The organism is Tenacibaculum holothuriorum, assembly GCF_002120225.1.
Classification (GTDB): domain Bacteria; phylum Bacteroidota; class Bacteroidia; order Flavobacteriales; family Flavobacteriaceae; genus Polaribacter; species Polaribacter holothuriorum.
In genome coordinates, this window is record NZ_LAPZ01000002.1 from 54,746 (window position 1) to 67,380 (window position 12,635).

A 12,635-nucleotide genomic window follows, 5' to 3' on the forward strand; every position below is an offset into this window, starting at 1 on the left:
TTCAACATTATGAAAAAAACAATATTAATAGCATTACTTATTAGCGGAATTACTTTCGCACAAAAAAAAGAATACACACATTCTTTATCTGGAATTAAGAAAGTTCAAATTGAAACAGGAACAAAAACTAAAGTAACCGTTGGCACCTCCAATAGGTTAGTGATTAAAAATTTAAAATCTTCTCATTTTAACGACAATTGTAATAATTGTAATCACAACAATCACCATCATTCAAAAGAAAAAAATGATAAAACTAAAGGATTAACAGCTATTTACCCTGGAGGAAAAGACAATACAAACGGATACGGATTTTCGATTTACAAAGAAGAAAATGTATTAGTGGTTAAAGATTTAAAATCGCACTTTCAGCGTCATGGAGTTCATATAGAGTTACCCAAAAACATGAACATGTCTGTTGATGCTGGAAACCTTGGAAGTATTAATATAGAAGGGTTCAGCTCTGAAATTGAAGTACAAACCAATGTTGGTAGAATTACAATGAAAGATGTTACAGGTCCTTTAACGGTTCATGGAAATGTAGGCCCAATAAACATTGAGTTTAGCAAAGTAAATCAATCATCTCCAATATCTATTAGTTCTTCTACAAGTGAGATTGACGTTGCAATTCCTGCTAATACAAAAGCAGATTTAGAATTAAAAACTAACGGAACGGTTTATACCAATTTCGATATTCAAATTCCTACTAAAAAAGGAATGAAAAACGTAAGCGGAATTAAAAGAATTAACAGTTCTATAAACAACGGAGGCGTTAAGATTAAACTAAGATCTTCAATGGGAAATATTTACTTACGTAAAAAATAAGCCCAAAAACTAATTCAAAAAAAACATTAAAACATTACAAATGAAAAGATTAACTTTTTTCATAGGACTACTATTGACTTTTAGTAACCTAGCAGCTCAGAAAAAAATTACAAGAAGCCACAAAGCATCTGGAATAGAAAATGTTTACGTACATGTAAAATTTGCTGAAAACATTGTTGTAAAAAACTGGAATAAAAATGAAATTTCAGTTGAAGCAACTGTAAATATTAATGATAATAAAGACAACGATGTCTTTAATTTAGAAGCCGAGAAAGAAGGAAAAACATTAGAAATAAAATCAGATTACGGAAACTTTTTCAATCGTCATAAAAAAGGAGTTACTATAACTCATAGAGGCGAAGGTTGTAACAGCTACAATCATTGCACAAACCACAACGAAATGCACATAAATTATACTATTTATGTTCCTAAGAACATGGAATTGAAAGTGAAAAGTATTTCTGGTAGTGTTGATGCTCTTGCTTATAACGGAAATTTATCTCTCGATCTAATTAGTGGTAATATTACGATTAAAAAACACTCTAAAAACATGAATCTTAAAACCATTAGCGGTGATATCGATTTAGTAATATCTGACGCTAATTTTAAAGCAGAAACTTTAACAGGTACTGTATATTCTGATTTAGATATAGAGTTTAACAAAAAGAACAAAAACTCTTACGGAAGCAAAATCTATGGAACTGTAAAAAATGGTATTGCTTCTCTTAACATGAAAACCATAAGTGGAAATATTTATTTAAGAAAAAAATAATTACAAGCTCAGGCAACTTTACATCATAATAAATTGTCTATATAAGTAGCAATATTTAACTTTAACAATCTTTAATGAAAAAGAATTAAAAGCATATGAAAAAACTACTATTACTACTTATTATTAGCGTAATTTCTTGTAACAATTCAAAAGAACACAACGGATTTCCCGTTATTAAAGCAAAAACACCTTATACTGAATTTAAAGTTGCCGAAAATTGGTATAAAGGATGGTGGTCTGTAGCACCACAAGTAGAACACGACACTTTAAAAATCACCTGTTTTGCGCCTTCAGAAAAGTTCGTTTTTAAAACAGATTCTGATAGTATTAAGTTTACTATTACACCAGGAAAATCAAAAGATTTTTATATTCATTTAAACGATTCTGTTTTTGCACATACAATTATTACCGGAGTTTCTTTTAACCCAGAAACTATTCAGCATACCACCAATAGAAACGATAGTATTAACATTCGTTATCAAGAAGGAAGTAGCAATGATTATTTAAGTGAATTAGCTACCAAGTATCCTATTAAACATCTATTAAAAGATGAAAGTAACGACACCGATAAAATTTTATCTATCCTGAATTGGACAAATAACAGATGGAGTCACAATGGAAATAATTCTCCAAGCAAGTCAGATGCTATTACCATTCTTAACGAAGCTAAAGAAGGTAAACAATTCCCTTGTTTTGCATATGCTATAGTTTTAAAAGCTCAATTAGAAAATGCGGGTTATAAGGCACGTACTTTGTACTTAAAAACAAAAGATGTTGAAACTCGAAAATCTTCTCCTGGTCATGTTGCTACAGAAGTTTTTGTCCCAGATTTAAATAAATGGATTTTTATTGATGGTCAGTTTAATATTATGCCAACACTTAATAACATGCCTTTAAATGCTGTTGAGTTTCAAGATGCATTGAGTAATAATTATGATAAGTTGAAATTAAACAGTTTAGATGAAGTATCTAAAAGATTGTATACTGAATTTGTTTATGATTACCTGTATTATCTAGACACAAGCTTAGACCATAGTGTTAGAATTGGTACTAACAATAAACGTCATACTATAAATAATAATTACAACATAATGCTTGTTCCTAATGGAGCTAAAAATCCAACAAAAATAGATTTTTGGAAAATGACTTTAGATGGTTATTTATACACCAATTCTTTAGCCGATTTTTACGCAAAACCTATATAAAAAGAAGTTTTAATCACATAAATAAAGCTGTTAGTTCTCATAGAATTAACAGCTTTCATTTTTATAAAATATTGTTTTCTATTAAATTAGTAATATTATTTAAAAAAGTGTCTCAAAAAGAAATTGCTTTTCGTCTTACTAGTACATAACTTAAAAATAGTAGAAATTATGAAAGATTTTATGATGATTTTTATCGGTAAAGAATATACCGATTTAGGACTTTCTCAAGAAGAAATGCAAGCAAGAATGGAAAAGTGGTTTGCCTGGGGCAACAAAATGGAACAAGCAGGTATTTTACGTGGCGGAGAAGCTTTAACACCACAAATAAGACGTGTTACGGGTCAAAACAGAACCGTTACCGATTTAACATCGGCAGATGTAAAAGAAATTGTAGGTGGTTTTTATTTAATTAAAGCTAAAGATTTTAATGCTGTTCAAGAAATTGCACAAGATTTTCCTGATTACGACTTAGGAAATACAGTAGAGATTCGTGAAATTATGGTATTTGATCATTAATGGAAACTAAACTTATAGATCATCTTTTTCGCCATCATAGCGGGAAGATGGTTTCTATTTTAACCAGAATTTTTGGTTTAGCTAACCTAGAAATTATAGAAGACGCTGTACAAGATACTTTTTTAAAAGCGAGTATAAAATGGCGTAAACAACTTCCAGACAATCCAGAAGCTTGGTTAACCAAAGCTGCCAAAAATAGAGTTTTAGATATTTTTAGGAAAATACAAACTGAAAGAAAAAATTTACCCGAACTCAAAAACGGAATTGAAACCATTGCTATTAACGAACTCTTTTTAGATACTGAAATAGCAGATGCACAATTACGAATGATTTTTACTGCTTGTCATCCAAAATTAAATGCAAAAGACAGAATTGCATTTGCCTTAAAAACCATTTCAGGATTTAGCTATAAAGAAATTTCATCTGCATTATTAACCAAAGAAACCACTATAAGAAAACGAATATTTAGGGCTCGAAAAAATATTCAACAACATAATATTCAATTTAAAATCCCTCAAGGAAAGGAATTACCAAATCGATTAGATAGTGTTTTAGAAGTACTGTATCTTATCTTTAACGAAGGCTTTCATTCAAACAACAAAACAACTTTAGTTAGAAAAGAATTGTGTGGAGAAGCAATGCGTTTATGCAAAATACTTCTAAAAAATAAACACGCTCAAACTTCAGGAACTTATGCTTTATTTGCCTTAATGTGCTTTCATGCTGCAAGACTAGATACCAAAGTAAATACCAACAATGAAATTCTCGATTTAAAAAATCAAGACCGAAACAAATGGTCTTTTCCTCTTATTCAACTCGGTAATGCTATCATGGATAAAGCTGTAGAAAATGATGAATTTTCATCTTATCATTACGAAGCTGCAATTATTGCAGAGCATATTAAAGCCCCAAATTTTGAACAAACCAATTGGAATAAAATACTACAATGGTATCAGCACTTATACAAAATACAACCTACAGCTTCACATCTACTTTCTATGGCAGTAGTATCTTTACAAAGTAAAAATTACATTAAAGCAAATTATTATTTCGATCAAATTAATCCAGAAGATTTAGAACAACGTGCTTATTTATTCTATGCTGCTAAAAGTGATTATTTCTCATTATTAAATAAAAAAGAGAAAGCTTTAAAATTTATTGATATTGCTTTAAGAAAAGTAACTAATAATTTAGAAAAAGAATATTTTCAAAAGAAACAAGAAAAGCTTCTTAAATAAAAACACTTATACCTTTTTTAACATCACTCATGCTTTTTAATAAAACTCTTAAAACCTTTTTATAAATTCAATCTTAAATAGCTTATATATTTGAAGTAGTTAAAATCTTTTTAAGGGGTAAGGTTTTAACCAAAATTTTAAAATAAAGGTGGTAAGTAGAGTTTATACAAATTTAATAAGGGGTGAGTTTGTGTACTTCTTTTACCACTTTTTATTTTATTCAATTTGATTAACTACCAATAATATAGAAAGAGGTGATTCTATACACAATTCATTAAAGAGGGGGATTGTATATATGGGTTGCTTTTTTTGTTTCTAACAACTCTATATCACTTCACAAAACACTCATACTTAGTTTAATTACACTTATACTCTTTAATCAAACAGTGAGTATATTTTTTTAAAATCAACTATAAATCGGTTATATATTTGGAGTAGTTAAAGTCTTTTTAAGGGGTAAGATTTTAACAGCTATTTTAGAAATAAAGGTGGTAAGTAGAATGTATACAAATACAATAAGGGGTGGATTTGTATATCTCTTTTACCACTTTTTATCTGTAAACAGGATTGTTTTTTATAAACTGATTTTTAAAGCGTTCACTAAACTGTACTTGATGATCATTTTCAAGAATTAGTAAGTTGTCTTCAAAATAAATTTCTTTTATCTTTTTGACATTTACCAAGTAATTTCGGTGAGTTTGAGCAAACTCATCACTACCAATTAAATCTTTAATTTTTACTAAAGATAATTTTATTAAATAGTCTCCAGCATCACAAACTAGCTTACAATACTTCTCTTTTACCTCTACATAAATTATAGAAGCAATATCTACTTTCATTACACTTCTTTTTTTCTTAATAAACAAATAAGAAGGTGTAATTACTGCATTTTTACTACTTAAACTTATACTGTTATCTTGTTTATGAAACTTTTCTACAGCCAATTCTAAAGCATATAACAACTCTAATTTATTATACGGCTTTAATAAATAAGTAAACGGATTGGTAAGTTTTGCTTCATCAAATATAGCTTTGCTTTGCATACTTGTTAAAAACAAGAACGGAATATTTATTTGCTGCCTTTGCAATCGATGTGCCAAAGCAATTCCTTCTGGTTTTCCGTCTATCATAATATCTAAAATTATAATGTCGAAAAACTTATTTTTTAATTCTTGCTCTGCTGCAACAGCGTTTATAACCCTTATTACTTCGTAGCTATTTTTTTCTAAAAGATTGATTAAAGCAGTTGCTTCTTCATCTAAATCTTCTAACAATAGTAGTCTTAAATTATTCATATACCCCAATTGTAGGCTCTAAGATACGTATTTGAGTTGATTTATAATGTTCCTAAAGAATAAAGCACAAAGTAATCTTTTAAGACCACTTTGCGCATATTTAATAATTATTGAATATACGTTAGACCAAAGACACTAAAATAACAGCTTTAGTACCTTTACCCTCTTCACTTTCAAAAAACAATGCTCCTTGGTTTTTCTTTACTAATGTTTGACACAACAACAATCCTAAACCAACACCTTTCGATCGATCTATTTTATCTATAGACAAATCTTTAAGTGAATTTACCTTTGCTAATTGCTCTGCAGTCATTCCTATACCAGAATCTTGAATTTCTATGCGTGCTTGTATTTCGGATTCTTTACTAGATGTAACATCTATACTTCCTGCTCCGTTCATATACTTAATAGCATTGTCTATTAAATTACGAAGTACAATTTTTAGAGATTCCTTATCTACATTTACGAGTAGTCCTTCTTTAAAATCTTGCGAAATACTAATATTTCTACTTTCTGCAATATCTTCATAATCAAACAATACTTGATCTAGTAAAGGAGCCAAAGCATAACTACTTCTTTCAAAAATTAATTGATTACTTTGCTCTAACGACCAATGCAACACATTATTTAATAAATGGCTTGTACTCTCAGTAACTGCAATTGCGGAATTCGTTACTTCTTTTACTGCATTCATATCCTTATTAGCTACATGTTTTGCTAATTGTTCGTGTTGACGTTTAATACTATTGATAGGAGAGCGTAAATCGTGTGAAACCACAGAAAACAAATAGTTTTTAGTAGCGTTAGCAACACTCAATGCTTCTTTCTGCTGATTGATAAGTTTGTTTTTATCTTTAAGTTTTTTATAAAAAAAACCTAAACCCGCTATAAAAACTAATAAACCAGATGTACCCGCTAACAAACCATTACGTACTACTTTTTCTCTTTTTAGCTCTTCTTCTTTAAGTAATACTTCTTGTTGCTTTTGGGCTACTGCTATTTTTTTATCTTTCTCGGTTAGTTCCCAAATTTTATCTCGATTCCATATAGAGTCTTTCCATTTTACATATTCATCAAAATAAGCAACACTTTCCTTATAACGCTTTCTATTACGTTCTACAATTGCCATATTTTTTGATGTATTATGTTTTAATTCTATACTAGAATATCTTTTTGCTAGATCATAAGCTTCCTTAAATAACGGGATTGCATCATCATCTAAATATTGGTTATAATATACATTTGCTAAATCAGTTTTATAACTAATTAATTCTAATGTGTCTTTTTTTTTTATAAAGATAAATTCTTTTTCAAAAAAAGACTCCGACTTTTTATAATCTTTTAAATGTAAATAGCATAAACCTATATTATGAAAAACATTCCGTTTTAATATACTATCTTCGGTATTGTTATAATTCCATTTAGAATAATATTTAATAGCTGTTTTATAGTTTCTAAGTAAGAGATGAATTTGCCCTAATTTCAACTCTTTAAACTCTTTTAAATAAAAATCATCCGTTATAGCTTTTAAAACTTTTTCTCCTTTTAAATACATCCCTTTATTAATTGCTGATGCACCAATTATATAATAAAGAATATTTTTCTCCTCTAATGACACCTTATTATTTAAGGCTTTGGAGGCTAGAACATATGACGAATCATGTTTTTTACTTAAAAAGAAAGAAATTGATTTGCAAAAATCATCATTATCTTGATTACAAAAAGCCGAATAACAATTTTGTAAATAATCTATTTCACTTTTTTGACAAAAAACTATATTAAAAGTAAATAAACAATATATAGTTAAAAAAGAATAATATCTATAACTCAATTTTATGTGTTTCTTACAGTTGTTACTGTTCCTCTATCTGTATCAGGGTCATCATTTCTTTCTTGCACTAAAATAGCTTCTGCATTTCCTGCTTCGCTACCTACAGAGTATACAAACTGAGTTTGATATAAATCGAATTGCGTTGCTCCATCGTTTGCATCAAACTCAAACCAAAAAGTTCTACAGTTTACTTTTCCTTGGTTAATTGGTGTATTTACATCTTGTAGTCCTTTGTATGCTAAATATAAGTAGCCTGCATTATTATCTAAAGAAATTACTTCGTCTGGGTTTGGTGGGTTATCAATATTTAAAGTAGTAGGTACATAACTCACTATATTTACTGTATATGTATCGGCAGTAGGAGATGTTTTATAAATATTAGCTAAAGGAGCTCCTTTAGAAATTTCACTTTCAGGAATAGCAGTTGCGTTAATTTTATTGCAGAAGTTTACAGTAATGGTTACACCATTAATAGTTTTAGTGATACTCATATTTTTATTATAGTTTGGTTAATAGAGTTTAAATTTACAATAAAAGTTGAGTTTTCCTAAGAAGAATATTCCATGAGATTATATTCCTATACAAAAAGTATAAAAAGGGTGTTTTTCCTGTATAGTTAGTACAACAGGTTAGATGTATAAAACTATACTAAGAAGTTTTGTAACACATCAGCAATTTTACGATTGTCTGATAATTGCGGAATCTTATTCTGTCCACCAAACTTGCCTATAGACTTCATATATTCATGAAACCCACCTTTTTTAACCTTTCTAATTATTAACGGACGTAGTACTTTTCCTTCTATTAAATCTTTGTAATAAATGTTTTGAGATTGCATTGAAGCATCAATCTTTATTGCCATTTCTTCAAGGTTTTCTGGCTCGTTTTCAAACTCAATAAACCATTCGTGATATGGCAATCCGTTTTCAGGGTTTACTTGTGGAGCTACTGTAAACTCGCTTACATTAATTGATGTGCCTACAATAATATCATTCAACGCTTTTTCTACTTCTTTACCAATTACGTGTTCCCCAAAAGCAGAAATAAAATGTTTTATACGTCCTGTAACTTTAATCCTATACGGTTTTAGCGAAGTAAACTCAATTGTGTCACCGATATTATATCCCCAAAGACCTGCTGTGGTATTTAAAATAATTACATAATTAACTCCTAATTGTACATCTTTTAACGAAATACGTGTCGGATTTTCATCAAAAAACTCAGTAGCAGGAATAAACTCGTAGAAAATTCCATTATCTAGTTGTAATAACATTCCCTTTTCAGTTTGGGTGTCCTGATATGCTATAAATCCTTCTGAAGCTGGATACAATTCGATATAATCTATCTTCTTACCAATTAAGGCTTCGAACTTATTTTTATAAGGTTCAAAATTTACACCACCGTAAATAAAGAAGTTAAAATTAGGAAACAATTCTGAAACCGATTTTCCTGTTTTCTCAATCAGTTTTTCAAAATACATTTGTACCCAAGACGGAATTCCACTAATTACCGTCATGTTTTCTGGCAAGGTCTCTTCTACTATTTTATCAACCTTGGTATCCCAATCTTCTATACAATTGGTTTCCCAACTTGGCAAACGATTTTTTAATAAATACTGCGGAACATAATGTGCAACTATACCACTTAATCGACCTAATTTTATGCCATTTTTATCGTCTAGAACAGGACTTCCTTGTAAAAAAATCATTTTACCGTTTACAAAACTAGCATCACCTGTTTCAGCAATATAGCTTAACAAAGCATTTCGTGCCGATTTAATATGTGTTGGCATCGATTCTTTAGTAATAGGAATATATTTTGCACCAGAAGTAGTACCTGATGTCTTTGCAAAATAGATAGGCTTTCCTTTCCACAATACATTTTCTTCCCCTTCAACCATTTTATCCACATACGGTCGTAAGCCTTCATAATCGTTTACTGGCACACATTTTTTAAAGTCTTCGTACGAGTTTATCGATACAAAATCGTGATCTTTTCCAAAAGTCGTTTTACAACCCTCTGAAACTAAATATTCAAAAACTTTTTGCTGTGTTTTATGCGGATTGTTCGCCCATTTTTTTTCTTGCCAAACTGCAAATTTCGCGAACGGTTTTGCTAAAAAAGATTTAATACTCATAGTTTTTTAGACTTTAAGAAAAACATAGAACATAAAGCCCTACTACTTTTCCTCTATTGAAAATCTATATAATTTGTTGGATTTACTGGATATCCGTTATTCCATAATTCGAAATGTAAATGTGGTCCTGTAGAAAGCTCTCCAGTAGAACCTACACTTGCAATAGCTTCCCCCGACTTTACAAAATCTCCTTGTTGTTTTAATAAAGTTCCGTTGTGTTTATATACAGAGATAAATCCGTTAGGGTGTTGTACCGTAATTACATAACCTGTTTCTGCTGTCCATTCTGCTAAAATTACCGTTCCATCAGCAATTGCTTTAACTGGCGTTCCTGTAGGGGCAACTATATCTATGGCGTAGTGTTTATCATCTATATTATATTGCTGACTCACATTTCCTGTTAAAGGAGAAAAGAACACTACTTTAGCTCTTCCTTCTGCTCCTTCACTTAACGGAAAACGATCTTTCCCTTCTACTTTTTCTCTAAATAACGAGTCTTGTTTTGTAGCTTGTAAATTTGAATCGTCTACAATACGAGTTTGAGCTACATTTACAATAGAATCTACTTTTTCTGGCTCTATTTGTCCCGTTAAAACAGGTCTTATTGCTTTGGTATAAGCTTCTAAAATTGCTAATTTATTTTTAAGAGAATCGGCTTCGTAAGTAAGTTTTGTAGCTTTCTTTTTTAATGAGGTAGAAGAGTATCCAGGAATGTATTCTCTCAATCCTGTGAAAGCTATTAAAAGTGAAGTTAACCCAATTAACAATACAGAAAAAACACCTCCTAAAACAAATACATTTAAACGCGATAACTTTAAAGAAAAACGCTCTTGAAAAGTGTTTTCATTTAAAATTACCAACCTGTATTTATCGGTTAGTTTTTGTTTTATTTTCTCTCTTTTGGAAACTTTTTTAGCCACAGGTTTTCGTATTCAAAGTTTGGGTAAAAATAATAATATAACTACGAATAACGAATTTTAAGGTGTAATTATAACGAAAGATTATGATTCTTCTTTTAATCGAAAGTAAACATATAAGCCATAGAGAAATTAAAAAAACCGTTTATAGAAAGATTATTTTCTCCTGGTAATTTAGAAGGAATATTAAGTGTGTAACCCAATTCTAAATCTAGTGATTTCACCGAATATTGAATAGGAATATTAAGTTGCGTATTTAACAATCCGAACTCATTATTTTGAATATATCTTGTAACTTGACTCGATCCAATATTAACTACTCGCGCTTGTTCTATAGTTTGTTTCCCTACCAAAAAAGATAACTGTGGACGTAATTTTAATTCTTCTTCTTTGTTCTTAAACAATTGAATTGCTCCATAGGTTGTAGATGCTAATTGATATGAATTATCATCTCCAAATAAATAGGTTGTAGAAAGTAATGTACCGAAGTTTCTTTTTTTATTATTAAAAGCCACTAAAGCCGTTAATCCGTTTTTAAAAGGGTTATCTACTTCTGCAGCATAAAAATACCTTGTATAAGAAGCAGACCACCTAAACTTTTTATCTTTTCCAAAACTTTTACCGTAACCCACCGCTAGAGAAGTATAATCCCATTTTGGTGTAAACTCACTGTAATACAAACCTGAAATACTTGCAAAAAAACCTTTGGAGTGCATGTAAGTTAATTGTGGAATAATATTAAACTGATCTGTACCTATATCTCTACCTGAAAAATACGTATCTGAATTATAATTTACCGACGCATACAACATACTAAAGTTAGTGGTTGATTCGAGTAAATCGTCAATAATTTCATCTTCTCCCAAAAGATCGTCAATAATTTCATCAGTTTCACTTTCAGTTGGTTCTTGAGCGAACATCTGAAAGGAAAAAAGGAACATGCAGAAAACAATGATTCTTTGGTATTGCATAAAAACAAAAATAAGTGATTGAAAATAAATCAATCACTTATTATATAGAAAACTTAATCAACCAAATTAGTTTCTATTTTTCTTAAGCCTTTTTAAACGAATAGAATTTCTTAAATTGTTTCTACTTTGCCCTTTATTTCGTTTAAGTCTTGCTTTGATTCTTTGTCTTTGAGGTTTTGTTAAAGTAGCTCTAAAGTTAACTTTTGCTTGCTTTAAACTCGCTTTATTCTGTGCTAAAATTTGTTTTTGAGAAGCCGTTAACGATGCCTTTAGTGCTTGTTGTCTTTCTTGTTTGGTTAATTTAATATCAGCTAAAATAGCTTTTTGATTATCGGTAAGTGTAGCTTTAAAAGCTTCTCTATTCTTTTTAATTAACTGCTTTTGTTCTTTTAAAAGTTCTTTTTGTTGCTGACTTAAATTTAAATCTTTTAAGTTTTCTTGTGCAAAAACTCCTAAGCTACAAAAGAGTAGTAAAAGTATATATGTAATTTTTTTGTTCATTTGCCTTACAATTTTATTCCTTATTTATTAGACCTAAGTTTTTTTGAAAAGTTTGAATCTATTCTGAAAAAACATCTTCGGTTAATAAACTATCATCTACAAAATCTTCAATAAAAGTATCTACTTCAGCATCTTCGGTTAATAGTGAAGCTATCAATACATCATTATCTACTGTAATTGCTTGAGAACTTTCAAACTGATTTACAACCGCTAAAGTAAATAATAAAGCAATAGCTGCTGCTGCAGACCAAACATACTTTTTTTGCAAAGAAATTACTTTCGTTTTTTTCTTGCCTACAGTTTGTTTTAAAATTGCTTCTGACGACTTAGAGAAATAACCTTCTGGTATACCTATTCCTAAATCGATTTTATGCTTCTTTTCTGAATTAATATCTAATGTGCTTCTATTGTATTCTTTATCAAAATTCAT

13 protein-coding genes are annotated in these 12,635 nt (G+C 29.7%); 5 read left to right on the forward strand and 8 right to left on the reverse strand.

What is annotated here, in order from left to right; all coding sequences use genetic code 11:
• The first annotated feature begins 9 nt into the window (after positions 1-9).
• The 5 genes from WH52_RS03010 (at position 10) to WH52_RS03030 (ending at position 4,553) form a co-directional block, all read left to right on the forward strand.
• On the forward strand, positions 10-822 hold the full coding sequence (locus tag WH52_RS03010) for a DUF4097 family beta strand repeat-containing protein (RefSeq protein WP_086029461.1): 813 nt from the start codon (positions 10-12) through the stop codon (positions 820-822).
• Between the two features lie 40 nt (positions 823-862).
• Positions 863-1,594, forward strand: a complete 732-nt coding sequence (locus WH52_RS03015; RefSeq protein ID WP_143592033.1) for a DUF4097 family beta strand repeat-containing protein — start codon at positions 863-865, stop codon at positions 1,592-1,594.
• Positions 1,595-1,689: 95 nt separating this feature from the next.
• Positions 1,690-2,799: a transglutaminase domain-containing protein gene (locus tag WH52_RS03020; RefSeq protein WP_086029463.1), complete on the forward strand. Its 1,110-nt coding sequence runs from the start codon at positions 1,690-1,692 to the stop codon at positions 2,797-2,799.
• A 168-nt stretch (positions 2,800-2,967) separates the two neighbouring features.
• On the forward strand, positions 2,968-3,315 hold the full coding sequence (locus tag WH52_RS03025; protein WP_086029464.1) for a YciI family protein: 348 nt from the start codon (positions 2,968-2,970) through the stop codon (positions 3,313-3,315).
• A complete protein-coding gene (locus WH52_RS03030) occupies positions 3,315-4,553 on the forward strand; it encodes an RNA polymerase sigma factor (protein WP_086029465.1) in 1,239 nt (412 codons plus the stop codon). Before WH52_RS03025 ends, WH52_RS03030 begins: the two co-directional genes overlap by 1 nt.
• 551 nt (positions 4,554-5,104) lie before the next feature.
• Here the strand turns inward: WH52_RS03030 and WH52_RS03035 are convergent.
• From WH52_RS03035 to WH52_RS03070, 8 genes are all read right to left on the reverse strand, one after another.
• On the reverse strand, positions 5,105-5,848 hold the full coding sequence (locus WH52_RS03035) for a LytR/AlgR family response regulator transcription factor (protein ID WP_086029466.1): 744 nt from the start codon (positions 5,846-5,848) through the stop codon (positions 5,105-5,107).
• A 121-nt stretch (positions 5,849-5,969) separates the two neighbouring features.
• A complete protein-coding gene (locus tag WH52_RS03040; RefSeq protein ID WP_086029467.1) occupies positions 5,970-7,466 on the reverse strand; it encodes an ATP-binding protein in 1,497 nt (498 codons plus the stop codon).
• A 215-nt stretch (positions 7,467-7,681) separates the two neighbouring features.
• Positions 7,682-8,170, reverse strand: a complete 489-nt coding sequence (locus tag WH52_RS03045; protein WP_086029468.1) for a hypothetical protein — start codon at positions 8,168-8,170, stop codon at positions 7,682-7,684.
• Positions 8,171-8,322: 152 nt separating this feature from the next.
• Positions 8,323-9,816, reverse strand: a complete 1,494-nt coding sequence (locus tag WH52_RS03050) for a GH3 auxin-responsive promoter family protein (protein WP_086029469.1) — start codon at positions 9,814-9,816, stop codon at positions 8,323-8,325.
• A 53-nt stretch (positions 9,817-9,869) separates the two neighbouring features.
• Entirely contained in the window at positions 9,870-10,736 is an 867-nt protein-coding gene (locus WH52_RS03055; RefSeq protein WP_086029470.1) for a M23 family metallopeptidase, read from the reverse strand.
• Positions 10,737-10,831: 95 nt separating this feature from the next.
• A complete protein-coding gene (locus WH52_RS03060) occupies positions 10,832-11,653 on the reverse strand; it encodes a hypothetical protein (RefSeq protein ID WP_086029471.1) in 822 nt (273 codons plus the stop codon).
• A 117-nt stretch (positions 11,654-11,770) separates the two neighbouring features.
• Positions 11,771-12,205 carry a hypothetical protein gene (locus WH52_RS03065; RefSeq protein WP_086029472.1) on the reverse strand — a complete coding sequence of 145 codons (435 nt, stop codon included), beginning with the start codon at positions 12,203-12,205 and terminating at the stop codon, positions 11,771-11,773.
• Positions 12,206-12,263: 58 nt separating this feature from the next.
• Positions 12,264-12,635, reverse strand: coding sequence for a hypothetical protein (locus tag WH52_RS03070; protein WP_086029473.1), 372 nt, complete (start codon positions 12,633-12,635; stop codon positions 12,264-12,266).